15 protein-coding genes are annotated in these 20,576 nt (G+C 35.2%); 7 read left to right on the forward strand and 8 right to left on the reverse strand.

Features of this window, described 5'->3' with window-relative positions:
* The first annotated feature begins 12 nt into the window (after nucleotides 1-12).
* From P178_RS0102310 to P178_RS0102325, 4 genes are read left to right on the forward strand one after another with little or no spacing between them, the layout of a single operon-like run.
* Complete coding sequence (locus tag P178_RS0102310; RefSeq protein ID WP_027064689.1) at nucleotides 13-696, forward strand: cell division ATP-binding protein FtsE; 684 nt, start codon at nucleotides 13-15, stop codon at nucleotides 694-696.
* Nucleotides 697-698: 2 nt separating this feature from the next.
* On the forward strand, nucleotides 699-1,175 hold the full coding sequence (locus P178_RS0102315; RefSeq protein ID WP_027064690.1) for an SRPBCC family protein: 477 nt from the start codon (nucleotides 699-701) through the stop codon (nucleotides 1,173-1,175).
* A 52-nt stretch (nucleotides 1,176-1,227) separates the two neighbouring features.
* Complete coding sequence (locus tag P178_RS0102320) at nucleotides 1,228-2,037, forward strand: amidohydrolase family protein (RefSeq protein WP_027064691.1); 810 nt, start codon at nucleotides 1,228-1,230, stop codon at nucleotides 2,035-2,037.
* A gap of 52 nt (nucleotides 2,038-2,089) precedes the next feature.
* Nucleotides 2,090-4,717, forward strand: coding sequence for an MGH1-like glycoside hydrolase domain-containing protein (locus tag P178_RS0102325; protein WP_027064692.1), 2,628 nt, complete (start codon nucleotides 2,090-2,092; stop codon nucleotides 4,715-4,717).
* Between the two features lie 6 nt (nucleotides 4,718-4,723).
* On the opposite strand, the gene nhaD is transcribed toward P178_RS0102325, so the two are convergent.
* Genes nhaD through P178_RS0102345 form a run of 4 tightly spaced genes read right to left on the reverse strand, consistent with a single transcriptional unit; the run spans nucleotide 4,724 to nucleotide 9,245 of the window.
* Nucleotides 4,724-6,028 (reverse strand): sodium:proton antiporter NhaD, encoded by a 1,305-nt coding sequence (gene nhaD, locus P178_RS0102330; protein ID WP_027064693.1) that lies wholly within the window; start codon nucleotides 6,026-6,028, stop codon nucleotides 4,724-4,726.
* Nucleotides 6,029-6,037: 9 nt separating this feature from the next.
* A complete protein-coding gene (locus tag P178_RS0102335; protein WP_027064694.1) occupies nucleotides 6,038-7,105 on the reverse strand; it encodes a mandelate racemase/muconate lactonizing enzyme family protein in 1,068 nt (355 codons plus the stop codon).
* Entirely contained in the window at nucleotides 7,102-8,175 is a 1,074-nt protein-coding gene (locus P178_RS0102340; RefSeq protein WP_027064695.1) for a DUF1611 domain-containing protein, read from the reverse strand. Before P178_RS0102340 ends, P178_RS0102335 begins: the two co-directional genes overlap by 4 nt.
* An 8-nt stretch (nucleotides 8,176-8,183) precedes the next feature.
* Nucleotides 8,184-9,245 carry a pyridoxal-phosphate dependent enzyme gene (locus P178_RS0102345; RefSeq protein ID WP_027064696.1) on the reverse strand — a complete coding sequence of 354 codons (1,062 nt, stop codon included), beginning with the start codon at nucleotides 9,243-9,245 and terminating at the stop codon, nucleotides 8,184-8,186.
* A 267-nt stretch (nucleotides 9,246-9,512) separates the two neighbouring features.
* Here P178_RS0102345 and P178_RS0102350 point away from each other — a divergent pair, with 267 nt between their 5' ends.
* Both P178_RS0102350 and P178_RS0102355 read left to right on the forward strand, forming a co-directional pair.
* Entirely contained in the window at nucleotides 9,513-10,418 is a 906-nt protein-coding gene (locus P178_RS0102350; RefSeq protein WP_036145598.1) for a serine hydrolase, read from the forward strand.
* A gap of 28 nt (nucleotides 10,419-10,446) precedes the next feature.
* Nucleotides 10,447-13,266 (forward strand): hypothetical protein, encoded by a 2,820-nt coding sequence (locus P178_RS0102355; protein ID WP_027064698.1) that lies wholly within the window; start codon nucleotides 10,447-10,449, stop codon nucleotides 13,264-13,266.
* Between the two features lie 60 nt (nucleotides 13,267-13,326).
* On the opposite strand, the gene P178_RS0102360 is transcribed toward P178_RS0102355, so the two are convergent.
* From P178_RS0102360 to metE, 3 genes are all read right to left on the reverse strand, one after another.
* Complete coding sequence (locus tag P178_RS0102360) at nucleotides 13,327-15,954, reverse strand: MGH1-like glycoside hydrolase domain-containing protein (RefSeq protein ID WP_027064699.1); 2,628 nt, start codon at nucleotides 15,952-15,954, stop codon at nucleotides 13,327-13,329.
* A 341-nt stretch (nucleotides 15,955-16,295) separates the two neighbouring features.
* Entirely contained in the window at nucleotides 16,296-16,670 is a 375-nt protein-coding gene (locus tag P178_RS0102365; protein WP_027064700.1) for a VOC family protein, read from the reverse strand.
* Nucleotides 16,671-16,861: 191 nt separating this feature from the next.
* Complete coding sequence (gene metE / locus P178_RS0102370; RefSeq protein WP_027064701.1) at nucleotides 16,862-19,165, reverse strand: 5-methyltetrahydropteroyltriglutamate--homocysteine S-methyltransferase; 2,304 nt, start codon at nucleotides 19,163-19,165, stop codon at nucleotides 16,862-16,864.
* Nucleotides 19,166-19,319: 154 nt separating this feature from the next.
* Here metE and P178_RS0102375 point away from each other — a divergent pair, with 154 nt between their 5' ends.
* Nucleotides 19,320-19,781: an Lrp/AsnC family transcriptional regulator gene (locus tag P178_RS0102375; RefSeq protein WP_027064702.1), complete on the forward strand. Its 462-nt coding sequence runs from the start codon at nucleotides 19,320-19,322 to the stop codon at nucleotides 19,779-19,781.
* A gap of 56 nt (nucleotides 19,782-19,837) precedes the next feature.
* Here the strand turns inward: P178_RS0102375 and P178_RS0102380 are convergent, their stop codons facing one another.
* Entirely contained in the window at nucleotides 19,838-20,398 is a 561-nt protein-coding gene (locus P178_RS0102380; protein WP_027064703.1) for a GNAT family N-acetyltransferase, read from the reverse strand.
* Nucleotides 20,399-20,576: the final 178 nt, after the last annotated feature.

Here is a 20,576-nt window from a genome sequence, read left to right on the forward strand (position 1 = left end):
AACATTTGCGTTATGGAAGAGATTGTTTTAGAACTTAAGGATGCCTCTATTTTTCAAAAAGAGAGCTTGGTGTTGAGCGAAGTGAGCTTAAAAATTGCTAAAGGGGAATTCGTTTACCTCATTGGTAAGACCGGAAGCGGTAAAAGTAGCTTCATGAAAACCCTTTATGGCGATTTACCATTGCAAAAAGGTGAAGGTCATGTGGGTGAATTCAACCTTAAAACTTTAAAGGAAAGTGACATTCCTTTTTTACGTAGAAAATTAGGTATTGTTTTTCAAGATTTTAAACTACTTCCAGACCGTAATATCAACCAGAATATGTTTTTTGTTTTGAAAGCAACTGGTTGGACGGACAAGGCAAAAATGGATACTCAGGTTTCTAACGTGCTTGAAAAAGTAGGAATGAAAACCAAAGGATTTAAATTCCCTCATGAACTTTCTGGAGGGGAACAACAACGTATTGCTATTGCACGTGCTTTATTGAACGACCCAGAATTAATTATTGCCGATGAGCCTACCGGAAACCTTGATCCACAAACCAGTGTAGAGGTTATGAAAGTTTTACAGGAAATCAATAAGTCTGGTAGAACCATATTAATGGCAACCCATGATTATGCGTTGATTCTAAAATTCCCTTCTAAAACCATTAAGTGTGATGCCAATAAAGTATTTGAGGTAGTGCAAAGGGCGGTTTAAATATGCCTAAGATTAAAATTTGTACAGAAATAAATGCAAAGAAGACTATAGTCTTTGACTTATCTCGTAGTATTGACCTTCATAAAATTTCTACAGAACATACCTACGAAGAGGCAATTGCAGGAGTTACTAGTGGACTAATCAATTTAAATGAAACGGTTACATGGCGTGCTAAGCATTTTGGCATATATCAAAATCTTACTACAAAAATCACTCAATTTAATTATCCAAATTCTTTTACAGACGAAATGGTAAAAGGTGCCTTTAAAAGTTTTAAGCATCAACATTATTTTGAAGATAAAGGCAACATCACTGTGATGATCGATAAATTTGATTATACTTCACCATTGGGTTTTTTAGGTAGAATAGCCAATTTTTTATTCTTGAAAAAGTATATGTTTAACTTACTCTCTAAACGAAATTCAGCAATTAAAGAATTTGCTGAATCTGATAAGTGGAAAATAATTATTCAAAAATAAGATACTTAGCAACAAGCAACCTTTATGTAGAACCAACGAAAAATAGCAACAAATGATTATAGACGTACACACCCACATCAACAACTATCATGAAGACAGAGTGGTGTCATTAAACGAGAGTTTAGACAAGCTTTCACAAAACATGAAGGATAATAACATTGATTATTCTTTAGTACTTACGTCATATAAAGTCAATGAACATAGACCTAGCACCAAACAAGTCGTAGAGGCAATTAAAGGATATAACAATCTAGGTGTGGTATCAGGCATTAGTTATTTACATTACAACCACAGAGATGTTATTGAGATTAGCGATTACCTTGAAAAAGGATTCATTAAAGGCTTAAAATTCTACCCAGGTTACGAGCCGTTTTACCCAAATGATATTCGTTTCAAATTAATGTATGAAATGGCAATTGAGTATGATGTGCCTGTCATGTTTCATTCTGGTGACACCTACGCCCCTACCGGAAAAATAAAATACTCCCACCCTATTCATATTGATGATTTAGCTGTTGACTATCCAGAATTAAAAATCGTGATTTGTCATGTAGGTAACCCGTGGATCAAAGATTGTATGGAGGTCGTTTATAAAAACAAAAACGTTTACGCAGATATATCCGGGTTGGTTTTGGGCGATTTCTCCGATAAGTTTGAACGCTACATGAAAAAGGAAATCGAAGAAATGATTACCTATGCTGGCGACCCAAAATACCTGCTTTATGGAACGGACTGGCCCATCTCTAATATGAAATCCTATCTAAAATTTATGGGTCAATTAGATTTAGCCGACGAAAAAAAAGAACTGATTCTTTGGAAAAATGCTGCAGAACTTTTTAAAATTGACACCAGCAAACTATAGTTTATAATATCCTGTACGACCAACATCTTGCAATTACTTAATTAAATTCCGCATGAAAAACCCTGAAAAAGAACGTTTAGCACAACATCAAAAAGAAGAAAAAGACTGGTTAAAATGGGGGCCCTATTTAAGTGAACGTCAATGGGGAACGGTACGGGAAGATTATAGTGCGGGTGGCGATGCTTGGAACTACTTACCGCATGACCATGCTAGAAGTCGCGCTTTTCGTTGGGGAGAAGATGGCATAGCAGGTATTAGTGATCGCTATTGCAATATGTGTTTTAGTATTGCTTTATGGAACGGAAAAGATCCTATTCTTAAAGAACGCCTTTTTGGGTTAACAGGACCGCAAGGAAATCACGGTGAAGATGTAAAGGAGCTATACTACTATTTAGAAAATACTCCGTCGCATTCGTACATGAAATATTTGTACAAATATTCACAGAAAGAATATCCATACAATCAATTGATCGAGGAAAATCAAAAGCGCAATCGTAAAGAGCTGGAATTCGAATTATTGGACACGGGTATTTTTGACGACAATACCTACTTTGATGTCAGTACAGAATATGCGAAAGGCAATGAAACCGATATTCTTATTCAAATTACCATTACAAACAGAAATAGCAAACCTGCTCCTATAACCTTATTGCCACAGATGATTATGCGTAATCATTGGTCATTTAAAGAAATGTCCCAGAAACCGGTAATAGCAACCGTTAAAATTGACAATGACACTTCGGTAGTTATAGATCACCCGTACGTGGGTAAATACAATTTCTATTTTCAGCCTGCAGACAAGTTATTATTTACTGAAAATGAAACCAACAGAGAAAAGGTTTATAAAGATGTGAATGATCATCCGTTTAAAAAAGACTTATTTAACATCGCCGTGTGCAATAATGACTATGACCTGGCTACCAAAAATAACTCGGGCACCAAGTTTGCCCCAATGTATCAAAAGATTATAGGCGGTGGTGAATCTGCAACTTTTCAATTGCGATTAACGGAAGAAAATCTGCAAGAACCTTTTGATGATTTTGACGCCATATTTAGGAAAAGACAAAATGAATGCGCTCAATTTTATGAGAACATTGCACCAAATGCAACCGAAGATAGAAAGGCTATCTTAAAACAAGCATTTGCCGGTTTACTTTGGACGAAACAATATTATAATTACGAAGTTGAAAAATGGCTAGAAGGGGATTACAAAACCACACCACCACCAAAAGAAAGGTTAAGCGGACGTAATAGCCATTGGAAAACTTTACGAAACCACGATATACTTTCTATGCCAGATGCATGGGAATACCCTTGGTATGCTGCATGGGATTCTGCTTTTCACTGTGCATCGTTCGCATCTATAGACCCAGAATTTGCGAAAGACCAACTACTATTGTTCACCAAAGAATGGTACATGTCGCCTAACGGACAAATACCTGCTTACGAATGGAATTTTAGTGATGTGAATCCGCCAGTACAGGCATGGGCAACTTTACAAATTTATGGAACTGATAAATCCATCACCGGTGTAGCAGATATTAAGTTCTTAAAACGGATGTTCAATAAACTCAATTTGAACTTCAACTGGTGGGTAAACCGTTTAGATAGAAATGACAACAATGTTTTTCAAGGCGGATTCTTAGGCTTGGATAACATTGGAGTTTTTGACCGCAGCCATGGTGTTCCCGGTGGTGGTTCTTTAGACCAAGTAGATGGTACCGCTTGGATGGCGATGTATAGCTTGAATATGCTAGAAATAAGTTTGCGTATCGCAGAACATGACGATTCTTATGAAGATATGGCAACCAAATACTTTGGGCATTTTGTATTCATAGCGGAAGCTCTGAATAAAATGGATACTGATAAAGCCAATACCTGGGACGATGTTGAAGGGTTCTTCTATGATCGCTTAACCTTACCAGACGGGCAATCTACCACTATAAAAGTACGATCTATTGCCGGTATGTTATCATTGGCAGCGGTACTTACTATTAAGAAAAGCGTGCTAGATAAGTTCCCGAAATTCAAAGCAAGTGTTCTTTGGTTTAAAAAATACCGTGCAGAGAATTTAAAATACGAGGTTATACAACAGTATGAAGAGAATGGTGATTTACTTTTATCGTTAGTTCCAAAAGATAGAATGCAAAAATTAGTTGCCGCACTTTTAGACGAGAATGAATTCTTGAGTGAATACGGTATAAGATCTTTATCTAAGGTGCACGAAAAGGCATATCAAATTCATATAGATGGTATAGACTACTCTATTGACTATGAACCAGCGGAATCTACCGTTTCCCTATTTGGAGGCAATTCTAACTGGCGTGGTCCTATTTGGATGCCTATGAATTATTTATTTATTCAGGCACTTCGCGAATACCAATGGTATGATGGTAATGATTTTCTTTTTGAATACCCAACGGGAAGCTCAAAATTGCTCAACCTAAAACAGGTGAGTGATGAGTTGAGCAAACGACTCATTCATATGTTCGAGAAAGATGCCGATGGCAACCGCGCCATTAACAAGAACTATGAGAAATACTACCAAGACCCTAATTTTAAGGACTTGATATTATTTTACGAGTATTTTCATGGAGAAAACGGTCGTGGTCTAGGGGCTTCTCACCAAACAGGCTGGACAGCTTTAGTTGCCAATCTTATTGAGCAATTAGAAGATTAGTAATATTTAATTGATCAACGTAAAAGTGAGTATACCTGCTACATAGCCAATAAAAGCCAGTAAAGAAATATTTTTTAGGTACCACATAAAATCAATTTTCAGGATGCCCATAATGGCAACCCCTGCAGCTGAACCTATTATAAGAATGCTGCCACCTGTACCTGCACAATAAGCAAGTAATTCCCAAAAATCAGAATCTGGCGGATAACTATCTAAACTGTACATACCCATAGTACCCGCAACAAGTGGTACGTTATCTACTATCGAAGATAACACCCCAATGATGGAGTTAACTGCATAAATGCTATCAAAATTAGCATCTAATAAGCGAGACATATCTGCTAAATGTCCTGCCGACTGTAAAGCACCAACTGCTACCAATATCCCCAAAAAGAATAAGATACTGGGCGTATCAATTCTTCTCAACACATTAGAAATTGCCAAGGTTTTCTTTTCTTCAATAGTTTTATTTCTATGAATTATTTCTGTAGTTATCCAAACAACACTTAAACCTAAAAGTATTCCCATAAATGGCGGAAGATGTGTAATGGTCTTAAAAATAGGCACGAATAAAAGTGCGCCTATACCAATAGCAAAAACCAAGTTTTTCTCAAAACTACTTACTTGATATACATGAGAATCGGAAGTATATTGTTCCGTTGGTTTGGTAATATGCCCTTTAAAACGAAAAGATATTATGGCCAATGGCACCAATAAACAAACCAAACTTGGCAAGAAAATTTCCTTAATAATATGCATAGCCGTTACCTGACCACCTATCCAAAGCATAATGGTTGTTACATCGCCAATTGGTGACCACGCACCACCTGCGTTTGCGGCAATAATAAGAAGTCCTGCAAACATCCAAAGGTCCTTTTTGTCGTGTATTAACTTTCTTAGTAAAGCAGACATTACAATAGCTGTAGTTAAGTTATCTAAAGCTGCAGATAGAAAGAAGGTCAATAAACACAGAATCCATAATAACTTTACACGATTGGTTGTGGTAATCTTATCTGTAATTACCGAAAAGCCTTCATGAGCATCGATAATTTCAACAATGGTCATGGCACCAAGTAAGAAAAATAAAATCTCTGAAATCTCCCCTAAATTCTCACGGAGACTCTCTGTTACAAAATGAATAGATTCGTCTCCTGAAATATTTACAAGAAAAGAATCTCTCCCAATTATAAAAATCACCCAACATAGCGTACCAGTAAGTAATGCTGCGGCGGCTTTATCAATTTTAATCGTGTGTTCTAATGCTATAAAAAGATACCCAACGATAAATACGGCAAGTAAAGTTAAATACATGGAAAATGATTAAATGTTAGCTTCAGAAAAACCCAACCCGTGTTTTTCGGTGGGGTATAAAATTCCTTTTTCCAATCTAAAAATAGAATGATATGGGTCATCTATAATATCTAAATGTCCGTCAAGATCAGCATACACAATATTAGGTCTTGACAAGGCAAAATGTAGCCCTGCAGCAATACCTAATCCGCATTCATCTATACAGCCCACCATGGCATCTAATTTAGCGGCTTTAGCAACGGAATTGATATGCATACCAACCCAGATACCGCCCACTTTTTGCAATTTAATATTGACCATATCCACACGCTCATTCTGTGCTAAACGAAATGCATCAGTCAATGTTTTTAAGCTTTCATCTGCCATTACAGGAATACTGACCTGGTCGGTTACTTCACCTAATCTTTCTTCTGATTCGACTTTTGTTGGCTGTTCAAAAATTTCTATACCAATGGCTGCCGTAGCTTTTACAAAATCTACAGATTCTTTCACAGAATACCCTTGGTTTCCATCAAACCTTAATTCGATGTTAGGGTACTTCTCATGGATAGATCTCATTTTAGCAATATCCTCTTCTAAATTAGACCCGCCTTTTATTTTAAGAATTGTAAAACCTTGTTTTATAAATTCACTAGCATAAGATAAGGTTTCGTCCAAGCCCATAATACCAATGGTAATACTAGTAGCTATGTGATTACGAAATCCGCCTAAAAACTTATATAAAGGCACCTCAGCTTTTTTCGACATAATATCGAACAATGCCAAATCTACCATAGCCAAAGCCGATGACCTTTTGCCCAATAATTCCTTCAGCTCTAATAATAGCAGTGCATAAGTAAATGGGTCTTTTCCTTGTAAATAAGGAATAATGATATTTTTAATAGCATAAGTTACATCACTGGGCGATTCATTAGTAACCACAGGATCTGGTGCTGCACAACCGTAACCAACTATTTTTCCATCAGTTTCAACCTTTAGAATAAAATTGCTGGTACGATCAATAGTTTCATATGCAATGGTATAAGGGTCAGATAATTTAAGATCTAAACGCTCAAAAGAAATATTGGTTATTCTCATTTCAGTTTTGCCATCAGAAGTGAAATTAAATCTTCAGCTCCGTACTCTAACACATCAAAAGCAGGTAATTTAGTTTCTATTGTTATTGCTTTACAAACATCTAGAATTTCCTCTTTTTTCATGTCTTCGTGGTTAACGGTAATCGCAATTACCTCTTTACCGGAAATAACCTGAATTGCCCTTATTTGCTCCTCTAAAGAATGTAATTTATACCCTGGAAATCCGTCATACTCTACTCTTTTAGGAGCGTGTTGCAGAATTACATAATCTGGTCTGCCAGCAGCTAGAATTTCAAATCCGCCAGGATAAGCTGGGTTCATTAAACTCCCTTGACCTTCAATAACGATAACATCTGGATCTTCATTTTTCCATGCACTAACCACAGCATGCTCAATTTCGCCAGATACAAAATCATTGATACAGCTATCCATAACCATGCTGTATTTAGCACCTTGCATCCATCCTGTTTGCCCTGTTCCGATCATTTCAGCCTTTTTACCGGCATTACGAAACGCATGTACCAATATCCAAGCAGTGGTACGTTTACCCAACGCTGAATCTGTACCAAGAACCGCTAATTTTAGGCAATTGACTTTTTCAATATCGCCTGTAAAAAAATGCAGTTGGTCACGATCCGGAGTCTTTCTAACATCTCTGATCTTCACATTCTTTTCTTTTGCCAATGCAACCAGTTCTGGGTCATTAGTTAGAAAATCATGCAGACCACTATCCACATTCCAACCTTGTTGCAATGCAGCCTTAATAGTCGATTTAGCCTCTTTTGGCAATCTACCACCATCTGGTGCCAAACCAATTACTAAGTAACTTGGCAGATTATAACTTGCGGTCAAAGTAGCAATTGCAGCCTCTAAATCTCTAAAAACCGGAATTCCGTTAGGTCTACCATCCAAAACCTCACCAGCATCTCTACCAGCATATTTTTCGTCTAATACCCCAACTACCTCATAACGCTCGGTAAAACGAACCAAACCATGTGCTGTTTTACCATTAGGAGTATTAAATGCTCCCTCACAATATACCAGGGCTTTACCGTCAATAACTTTTTTCATCTATCTATTTAATTTTTTGCAGTGAGCACCGCCACAAAACGATCGGGCTCAAAATTCATTTTTTCATCTAATTCAAGAAGTCCAATCAAACCAGCTGTGGAAGCTGGTAAAATTCTAAATCCTTCCTTTTTATGTAAAAGAGAAGTCATCTCCTTTAATTTTTTGTCACTAATATTAAAAGCTTCTCCTTCAGATTCTTGCAAAGCATATAAAGCCTCTTCGCCATCGAAACTATGCCAGTTGATCAATGGCTCGTTATATTTCGTTTCTTTAATAGCAGCCGGATTCAAATCTTTACAATGATCCAATCCTTGAAGATATGATTCTACAATTGGGTTTTTATGAGATGAAGATGCCGCAATCATTTTAGGTATGCGAGATGTTTTCCCTCTTTTATACAAATTCACAAATCCTCTATAAATACCAGCAAATAAAGTACCGTTAGAAACAGGTACCGCACAATATTTAGGTGCATCGCCCAAATCTTCAAAAATTTCTTGTGCAATTTGTGCGTAAGCAGAAATTTGAAGCGGAGTGTTGGCTCCACCAGGGTTAGCATCATACCAACCATGTTCTGCCGCTAATTTTGAGCTTTCCGTAACTACATCTTCATAGCTACCAGGAATACGGATAATCTCTGCATTCAATGCTTCCATTTCCACTATGCGATCGGTATGGTAACTTTCTGGAATGTAAATTTTACAAGCAATACCCGCTAAATCTGATGCCAGTGCCATAGCAACCCCGTAATTACCACAAGTAGCTAAGCTTACTACGGTAAATTCCCTACGCAATGCATCATATAATTGTGCAAAAGCAATACGATCTTTTTGAGTGCCTGTTGGGTTATCACCTTCATACTTTAGGTATAATTGGCGAACATTAAACTCACGTTCTAAGGTTTTAGCCCTGTGCAAACCTGTATCACCAACTTCTAAACTTATAATATCTTCAAAGCACTCTAAACGGTCAACTAAAGATTTATTAGAATCCTTAACCATATCGCTAAGTCTACGTGCCTCCGTAGATACTTTATTCTCAGCGGTTTTTACACCATCTTTAAGATTCATAAGTTTGCATATATTCCATTATTTAAGATACAGTTATTTAATTGAATGTCAATATAAATTTTTAACCCATTTACTCTTTAAAAAAAGGGACGCATAGGTACTATATAATCTATAATTATTTAAAAATTTAACACAAGAATTTAAGGTATACAGAGCAATACAGTGCAATTGCGGGATTTTTTAATTTTACAATAAATACAAAAATTAACATATGGCAAATCAGTCCATTACCTAATTTTGACTACATTTTTAAATATGCTAAATTCAATGAAATCATCTGTAGTCTTTTTTCTTTTTTCCTTTATGTTCTGTGTAACAATAAATGCACAAAATGAGCTACCAATTAAAATAGATAATTCTAAGATCAAACCTTTACAAAAATTACTAGATAGCTCTTTGCAAACGAACTTAAGAGAAGAACTGGCATCGCACCCAGAATGGAACGATCTCATTATACAAAAGAAAATGGCGGTGGGTCTAGTTGATTTGAGCAACCCAGAACAAGTACGCTTTGCCCGTGTGAACGGAAACCATATGATGTATGCGGCAAGCCTGCCTAAAATAGCTATTCTCTTAGCTGCTATGGATGCTATTGAAAAAGGAGAAATTAAAGAAACAGCGGAGGTTAAAAAAGATATGCGCTTAATGATTAGCAAATCTGACAATGCCGCGTCTACTAGAATGATCGATCGTGTTGGTTATGAAAAGCTTGAAGCGGTTATGACCGACCCTAAATACGCTTTCTATGATGAACAAAAAGGAGGCGGACTCTGGGTTGGAAAGCGATATGGTAGTGGTGGTGACACCAATCGCGAACCATTAAAAAATTTGAGTCACGCTGCATCAGTTACGCAAGTATGCAGATACTATTATTTATTGGCGAACGGAAAATTGGTAAATCAAAAAAGGTCTAAGCAGATGTTAGATATTATGGAAGACCCAGAGTTACACCATAAATTTGTAAACACCTTAGATAAAATTGCACCAAACGCTAGATTGTTCAGAAAATCGGGTTCATGGCGTACCTACCATTCCGATTCTATTTTGGTTTGGGGAGAAGACAACAATAGAAGGTATATTTTGGTTGCTTTAATAGATGATGCCAATGGCGAACAAATTATTAGAGATTTAGTGAAGCCAATTGAGAAAGTGTTAAAAAAGCCTGTACTTTAGGTCTTGGAATAGCAATTTCCATTTCTTGATGGTAGAAAGACTAATAAAAAAAATATTCGATGTTCGTGAAGGCGAGTTCAAAGTATCACTTTGGATGCTCGCCTACATTTTTTTGGTCATTGCCGTTCTACTCATTATTAAACCAACGGTAAATGCTCTATTTCTATCAGAATTAGGAATTGAACAATTGCCTTTTGCTTTCTTGTTAGTTGCTATGACTGCCGTAGCTACCTCTTATTTTTATTCAAAAGCCGTTTCAAAATTCCCGCTTAAAAAAGTAATTGAGTTTACCATTATTAGTTCTATTGTCATTTTAATTGGTTTAGGTATACTGCTCTCGCTAGATGTGGTCAGTGGTGTGTTACTCTACTTCTTTTATATATGGGTAGCAATTTATGCAGTACTATCTGCATCACAATTTTGGGTATTGGCAAACTTGGTATTCAATATTAGAGAAGCAAAGAGATTGTTCGGCTTTATTGGGTCTGGCGCTATCATTGGTGGCATATTCGGTGGGTACCTCACCTCTATTTTGGCTCCTCTTATTGGAAATGAAAATCTAATGTTCGTTGCCGCCTTACTCCTATTTTTCTGTATTCCATTATTACGTAGAATTTGGAATATTAGGGTTAAAAAAAACGGCAGCGTCAAGAAACATAAGTCGGCTACAAACATTTCAGAGCCACCACTAAAACTCATATTAAAATCTAAACATCTTACTTACATAGCGAGCATTGTCGCGGTGAGCGTAGTTGTTGCCAAATTGGTAGACTACTTATTTAGTGACTTTGCCTCATCTGCCATAACCGATGCCGACGAGCTTACCGCTTTTTTTGCCTTTTGGTTTTCGACCTTCAACTTATTATCGCTGGTAATACAGCTATTTTTTACCCATAGAATTGTGGGTGTTTGGGGCGTTGGTTTTTCATTGCTTTTATTACCCATTGGAATTTTTGGCGGGAGCATTTTATTTTTGATGTTACCTGAACTTTCTGCCGTAGTCGTTATTAAGGCGATGGACGGAATACTAAAACAATCTATACATAAAAGTGCTTCGGAATTATTGACTTTACCCCTGCCCTTCGACTTGAAAAACAGGACTAAATCGTTTATAGATGTTGTTGTAGATAGTTTAGCTACTGGTATTGCCGGATGCCTTTTAATATTTGTTGTTCGTGGTCTAGATTTACCTTCTTTTTACATTGGTATTCTTATTATAGCTTTAGTTTGCCTTTGGTTGTATTTTATTTACAAAGTGCGAATAGAATATTACAAAACCTTTAGAACCAATTTAGAAGTACTAACGGATTCCTTTAAAAAGACTAAAAAAACCTCCCAGACAAAAGTATCTGTTGTAACCGGTATGCGTACGGTATTTAAAACGGGCACCGAAGAACAAATTCTATTTATGCTAGATAAGCTGATGGAAATTAATGACAAACGCTTTGCAGATGATGTGGAGTTGTTATTGGAGCACCCTAGTAATAAAGTGAAACTATCAGCTATTCAGAACTTGTACTTTCTAAATTCAAAGAGCATGACCGCGGAGGTCTCCGAACTTTTAAAAATTGATGACCGAGAGTTGACCACCGCTACTTTGGCGTATGTTTTAAGTTTTGCTCACAAAGACAAATCTTTTGTGTTCGATGCCTATTTAGAACACGCTAATGAACGCATTGCTATGGCAGCACTTTATTGTTTGGCTAGAGCTGCAAAAAATAACTACTCGTTAAAACAGCGGTATTCTTTATTGGATCGTATTTCAAATGCAATTGCAAATATTGAACATCACGAACAAGATGTATCTTATATAGAGGCGATTATTGAAACACTCGGGGTGGCAAACCTACCTCTTTTTTATAATAAGCTAATTGCTTTTTTAAAATACGAAAATGAAGCTGTTGTAATAACAACTATAAAGGCAATTGGTACTGCAACAGACCCAACCTTAGCACAACATATAATTCCCTTTTTAGGTCAGAAAAATTATAGACCTACCGTGATGGAGGCTTTTATAATCTATGGCCAGCAGATTCTACCGGTGTTACGTAGTACAATTCAAGATCGTCTACAACCATTACCTGTGCTTCGTTTTATACCTGCAGCCATGCAATCTTTTCATTCAAAAGAAGCTGTGCACCATTTATTAGCCATATTAACCGATAATGACCTTACTGTACGTTTAGAAACTATTCGTGCTTTGAGTGCCATACGAGCTACGCATCCGCAGTTGAAATTTAATCGCTACAAAGTGGTCTCGGTAATTTTTGATGAATGCAAACTGCATCATCAGACCTTATCGTCTATGCATACCCAGATTATTATATCATACCGAAATAGAAACAAATCGAAGAAAGAAATAGGCGATGCAGAACGAGATGCTAGAACTAGCCTTTTGGAATTACTAGAACGCCGTTTAGATTCTGGACTAGAGCGTATTTTTAAACTATTAGGTTTACGCTATCAACAAAATGATGTTGCCATTGCGTATGAGGGCTTAATTAGTCAGAAACAGGAAGCGCAACACAATGCCATCGAATTTTTAGACAATCTTTTAACGGGAGAATTAAAGCGTAAACTGTTACCGATTATTGAAGAATCTGCCTTAGACATTTCGTCTGAAGAAGAGCTACAAAAGATAAAACATAAAATACCTACGGAACTTGAATGTTTTAAACTTCTATTACAAGGCAATGACTTAAAGATTAAATTGGCGGTATTATATCTCATTGCACAGCAAAAAGAACCTCGCTACCTAAGTATGGTCGAAAATCTTCTTAATGATGCTGATCCAAAAATCAGGAGTTTTGCTTTAGAGGCACAACAAGCGATTACGACAGAAGCTTAAAAATAAAAACGAGACATTAAAAATGTCTCGTTTTTGTTCAACTATATTAGAAAATAGATTCTAGCTATTCTGCTCCAATTCCATAATAAGATTTGCAACTAAAGCTGTCCAACCTGTTTGGTGAGAAGCTCCAAGACCTTTACCCGAATCGCCATCAAAAAACTCATAAAAGAAATGCTCCTTTTTAAAGTGTTCATTTTTAGTAAACACATGGTTATCGTCTTCTGAGTGATATACAAACTTACCGTTTTCGTCAGGCTCAAATAACTTTATAAGTCGTTTTGAAATTTCATTTGCAATCTCGTTTAAGTTCATTTTTACACCAGAGCCTGTTGGAAACTCATAAATATACTCCTTACCATAATAAGAGAAGTATTTACGTAAAGACTGAACAATCATATAATTCAAAGGCAACCAAATAGGACCTCGCCAGTTAGAATTACCCCCAAACATGTTTGACTGACTTTCCCCAGACTCATACTGAATTTGGTGGTGACCGTTATGTTGAAATACATATGGATGCTCTTCATGATATTTTGAAAGTGAGCGAATACCATAATCAGATAAAAATTCTTTCTCATCCAATAAGCGAAACAATAGCTTTTCTAGTCTAAAGCCACGCATAATGGAGAACAGGTAATTTCCATCAGAATTAAATTCTTCGATATTAGAAATCAAAGAAGCTAGATCTGGTCTTGTACGCACAATTTCTGCAGCTCTAACTTTAAAGTGTTTTAGCTCATCAAACAAATCTTTATGAATGATCTCTACGGCGAACATTGGTATGATACCAACCAAGGATCTTACTTTTAATCGGTCTGTATTTCCGTTGGACATTTCTACAACATCATAATAGAAATTATCCTCGTCATCCCAAAGAGAAATATCTTTCTGCCCAATGTGATGCATTGCCCAAGCGATATTTAAGAAATGCCTAAAGAACTTGGCGACACTGTCTTCGTAGTTTGGATTAATTGTTGCCATCTCTAATGACATGCGTAACATGTTTAAGGTAAACATTGCCATCCAACTGGTAGCATCTGCTTGTTGCATACGCGTTATACCTTCTGGCATGTGGTTACGATCAAAAACACCAATATTATCAAGACCTAAGAATCCGCCTTCAAAAAGGTTTGTTCCACTCTTATCTTTTTGGTTGACCCACCAGGTAAAGTTCACCAGTAATTTTTGATATGCCTTTTCTAAAAACTTGAAATCGCCTTTACCATTTCTTTTCTTATCCTTCTCATATACCGTCCATACTGCCCATGAATGAACTGGAGGGTTTACGTCACTAAAATTCCATTCGTAAGCAGGTATTTGTCCGTTAGGGTGCATATAGCTTTCCCTTAATACCAGCAACAACTGCTCTTTGGCAAAATATGGATCAATCTCAACAAACGATGCCATATGAAAAGCAAGATCCCAAGCAGCATACCACGGATACTCCCACTTATCGGGCATTGAAATTACGTGACGATTGGTCAAATGTTCCCAATGCTTATTCCGAGAATCGGTTCTATATGGTTTGGCTTCTCCTGGACCGCCAAATAGCCATTTATAAACATCATAATAATAGAACTGCTTTGTCCATAGTAAACCAGAGAATGCTTTTCTGGCAATCTCTTGTTGTTGAACCGGAAGCTCTTTCTTTAAAATATCACCATAAAATTCTTCACATTCTTGAATTCTCTTTTCAAAGATGGAATCATAGTTGCCCCAAGGGTCTTTAAGTTTCTTTTTACTAAGACGAACTTTAATTGTTTTTTCCTCTCCAGATTTTAAACGAAGCTTATGCCAAACGGCAAATTTCGATCCTTTTTTATCTGGGTTTACCGTAGCCTCTCCATTAACAACGTGGTCATTTATACCATCTTTTACATACTCTACCTCATTTGGCACATTGTAAATACGTTGGTTATTGGTTTCGTTTTCACAAAATAATTGCTCTCCTTTTTCATGATAAAAATAGTATCGTCCATTACGAGTACTACGAGACTGTACTGAATTATCTGAAATAGATTTCATTTCAGGCCTTTCGAATCTTTGGTTATGTTTCCAAAAATTACGAAACCATAAATGTGGAAGAACATGAATATTAGCTGCTCTTGGGCCTCTATTAATTACGGTAACTTTCATTAAAATATCACCAACATCTTCTTTGGCATATTCTATAAAACAATCGAAATAGGTGTTATTATCAAAAACTTTAGTATCTAAAATCTCAAATTCTGATTGCTCTCTATTTCTATTTTTATTCTTTCGAACTAATTCTATGTAAGGAAACTTTTTGTGTGGGTACTTGTATAAGTATTTAGCATATGAATGCGTGGGTGTAGATACTTGATGAAAGTAAAGTTCTTTTACATCTTCACCATGGTTACCCTCATCATTGGTTAAACCGAACAAACGCTCTTTTAAAATGGAATCTTTCCCATTCCAGAAAGCAGGTGCCAAGCAAAGTATTTCTCTAGAATCGCAGAATCCGCCAATACCTTCTTCTCCCCATCTATAGGCATTACTACGTGCTTTGTCATGACCAACAAAACTCCAGGCATGACCTTCTGGACTATAATCTTCCCTTACCGTTCCCCATTGACGCTCAGCTAAATAAGGACCCCATCTTTTCCAATTTTTATAATTATCCTCAACGGCTAATCTTTCTTCCTCTGCATTTTTATGGACCATAAAGTCTTTTTCAATTTTAACTATCTTTCATCAACTTCAACTACTAATTAGTAGCTTGAAATATTGAACAATTTTTATTTACTTCTTCAATAAGTTGTTAAAAGTAATACTTGTTATAATAATTGATTGATTATTGTATGTATCAACTGATTAGTATTACTTAATCATTACAATTAGGATAAATATGTTGTTAACTTATTAAAATTAACTCAGTTATACTATTAACCTCGTAACTAGTAAAACCATAACATCTGTGAATTCTATAACACCTTGTTTGAAATATTCAAAAAAAATAAATTTTATACTAATATTAATAGCAATAATTCCTTTTAATAAGTGAACTAAATACGCCACGGAGGATTAATTCTATTTTCACCACCATAAAACAAGATAAGCTGGTTACCGTCCATGTCTTTTAATCTAGCTTCTCTCCACAACCATCTTTCATTGGTAGGTTCTTGGTCAAAAACAATTCCTTTTTCTTTAAGAAGTTCTACTTGTTCATCTAGATTTGCACATTCAAAATAAACATAGACTCCTTCACCTATCGGTAAAGTATTTGTTTGGTGAATGGAAAAAGTTGAATTTCCATGAGGACACTCAAATCTTGCGTAATTTGGTAGTGCTTTCACAATCAATTTTAGACCTAATGCCTCATAAAAAGGAATTGATTTTGTCAAATCTAAAGAAGGTACCGTTATTTGGTTTAAATTCATTTTATTGATTTAGTTTTTAAAACTATTTCCTTTTATTAAAAACAATCACCTAAGTAGTCTTTAAAATTTATAAGATTCTGAATTTAAAATTAATTATATAATTTATAGCTGTTAGTATTCAATTAAATCAAAAAACATCTTGGATTTTCATCCTAGATGTCTTTTAAATTATCATTTTAAAAATTTAGTTTTTATATCACATGAGATAATTTCTCTCGCATTCTATTTGCAGATAGTACTAAATTTTTAAGAGCTGTTTTAGTTTCAGGCCAATCCCTAGTTTTTAATCCACAATCAGGATTCACCCAAACATTTCCGGACGGCAAAAGATTTGAAGCCTTATCCAATAGGTGTTCCATTTCTTCTTGCGAAGGTATTCTTGGCGAATGTATATCATAAACACCCGGACCTATTTCATTTGGGTATTTAAAATCTACGAAAGCCTTTAAAAGTTCCATTTCTGACCGAGATGTTTCTATGGTAATAACATCTGCATCCATTTTTGCAATACTTTCTATTATATCATTAAATTCTGCGTAGCACATATGGGTATGTATTTGAGTATGGTCACTTACTCCACTTGCCGAGATTTTAAACGCATTTACCGCCCAATCTAAATAAGCTTTCCAGTCTTCTTTTCTCAAGGGCAACCCTTCTCTAAGTGCTGGCTCATCGATCTGTATAATTTTCAAACCGGCTTTCTCTAGATCATTTACCTCATCGCGTATAGCCAATGCAATTTGATTACACGTTACAGACCTTGGTTGGTCATTTCTTACAAAAGACCATTGTAATATGGTCACTGGTCCGGTTAGCATTCCTTTCACATATTTATGGGTAATAGACTGTGCGTAAGAAGACCATTTTACGGTCATTGGTGTGGGTCTAGATACGTCTCCATAAATTATTGGTGGTTTTACACATCTGGTACCATAACTCTGTACCCAGCCAAATTTAGTAAACAAAAAGCCCTCTAATTGCTCCCCGAAATACTCTACCATATCATTTCGTTCAAATTCACCATGAACCAAAACATCTAAATCTACATCTTCTTGAAAACGAATTGTTTCTTCTGTTTCCTTTTTTATAAATGCATCATAATCTTCTTGCGACAGTTCTCCTTTTTTAAATTTAGAACGTGTTTGCCTTACCTCTTTCGTCTGTGGAAAAGATCCTATGGTGGTTGTAGGGAATACAGGAAGTTTTAATTCTTTTCGTTGTTGTGCCTGGCGGATTGAAAACAGAGAATCTCTTTCGCTATCTGTACCTTTTAAGCTATCAAGTCGCTGCTGTACATTTTGATCATGAATTAGTGATGAGACTTTTCTACTTTGATTTGCCTCTTGGTTCTTTTCAAATAATGCATTAACACGTACATCTTCTTCCTGAAAGCTCTTTTCTTTTAGAACAACAATCTCTTGTAATTTCTGCTTTGCAAAAGCTAGCCATTGCTTTACTTCGCTATTTATATTTTCGTTATTTTCTTCTAGTTCCAAATTGTAAGGCACATGAAGTAATGAACACGAAGTACCGATCCAAACTTGGTTTTCTCCTAATTCATTCTTGGCTCTTTCTATTAATTTTAATGACTTTTTAAAATCATTTATCCAAATATTTCTGCCATCTACAATCCCTAAAGACAGTACTTTATCACCTAATAATTTAGTTTCTAAAATATCTTCTAATTGTAATGAGCAACGAACCACATCTATATGAAGCACATGAACAGGTAATTTTAATGCTAGCTCTAAATTCTTTCCATAACAATCAAAATAATTTGCTAAGATAAACTTTAGATTTACACCAATTTTTGAGAAATAATTGTAAGCCTTTACTATAGCAGCTTGTTCCTGTTCTGTAAGATCAGTCGATAAAATGGGCTCATCAATTTGAAGGTAATCGACACCTTCTTGGTCAATTTCTAATACCAATTCTTTATAAACTGGTAATAGCTTGTTTAATAAATTCAACCTATTAAAGCCTTCTTCCTTTTCCTTTCCCAAAAGCAAAAATGTAATGGGTCCTATAATAACAGGTTTAGTTGTAATACCTAGTGCTTTAGCCTCTTTAATTTCACTAATTATTTTATTTGAATTTAATTTAAAATACTGCTTTTTAATAAATTCAGGCACAATGTAATGATAGTTAGTATCGAACCATTTTGTCATTTCCATGGCGGTGACATCTACACTATTAGCTTGATGACCCCTTGCCATTGCAAAATACTGCTGTAATCCCAATAAATCTTTGAACCTTTGAGGAATACAGCCCAGGGTAATGCACATATCTAAAACTTGATCATATAATGAAAAGTCATTTGAGGAAATTAAATCTATATCATAGTTCTGTTGTGTCTTCCAAGCTTTAGTTCTTAATTCACTAGTAACCTTAACCAACACGTCCTCAGAAATATCATTTTTCCAGTATTTTTCTATCGCCCTTTTGAGCTCCCTTTTTTCTCCTATTCTAGGATAACCTAATACAATTGTTTTCATTTGATAAAGTTTAAATTTCCATCAAAATTATTTATAATGATTAAATTATCTACTCTTTGATAATAAGTAAGAAAATATAACTAATTTTATGCATTAATATAATTAATACACCTTTTATTAGGTGTATTTTGAATCATTAAAAGAAAAACTATCTATGCATAATTTAGATTCAACCGACTGGAAATTATTAGAGATACTACAGGAGGACGGAAAACTTACAACTAAAGAGATTGCACAAAACGTAAATTTATCTCCAACACCAGTTTATGAACGAATAAAACGTTTAGAGAAAAATGGCATCATTAAAAAATATGTTGCTATTGTAGAAGCTGAAAAAATTGGTAAGACCCTCACTGTTTTTTGTAATATAACATTGAAAGAGCATACCAAAGAAATTGGGAATAAATTCGTTAAAGATATTATCTCTTTAAAGGAGGTAACGGAATGTTATAATATATCTGGCGATTATGATTTTTTACTTAAAATCATAATTAAAGATATGAAGCACTACCAATCTTTCGTCATCAATGATCTTGGTGCCATACAGAACATAGGCAGTGCTCATAGTACTTTTGTTATTGGCACCATAAAACATTCATACGCAGTTCCTCTTTAATATATTCGGCAGACTAAGTCATTGCTATATAACTTAAAAAAAATCTATAAAAAATTTTATATCGTTGTATAGTTTGGCTTATCACTATTAAGTATAGCATATTCAAAACTATCTGACCAACCTGTTTTTAATGGTAGTATTTGTCTTTTTCTACCTTCTTTGGTCATACCTACTTTTTCCATCACTTTTGCTGAGCCAACATTTTCTACCGCACAACCAGCTTCTATACGGTGTAAATTAAGCGTATTAAATCCAAAATTCAATACTGCTTTTAAAGATTCTGTTGCATACCCTTTATTCCAAAAATTGAGATGTAGCTTATACCAAACTTCTGCTCTACTGTATTTTTTATCGCCAAGTCTAAGTCCAAATAGACCCATAAATTCATCTGTTTCTTTAAGTATAATAGCGAAAGTATAATTTGTTATTTCTGATAATTTGTTTGCCGCAACCCAGGGAAGTATAACCCGCTTAGTCTCTTCTAAATTCTTAGGAATACCTAGCGTATTATACTTATCTGTTTCAGGTAAAATATGAAGCGTATGAATAGCTTCTAAATCAGTTATTTCAATTAATCTTAATTTTAATCTTTCCGTTATAATTTTTGGTTGATCCATTTCTATAGTTGTACTTATAAAGTCTTAAAAGTAACTTTTTATAAATGAACCATTTAATCATGGTAATAACTACCACAATCAAATACGCCATTAAATTTTATTAACTAGTAGAGTATGAAGTTTATACAGATATGAAGTACAATATAAATGAGCTAATGAAACTACATTTTAATATTAG

Source organism: Maribacter sp. Hel_I_7 (assembly GCF_000688315.1).
GTDB lineage: Bacteria > Bacteroidota > Bacteroidia > Flavobacteriales > Flavobacteriaceae > Maribacter > Maribacter stanieri.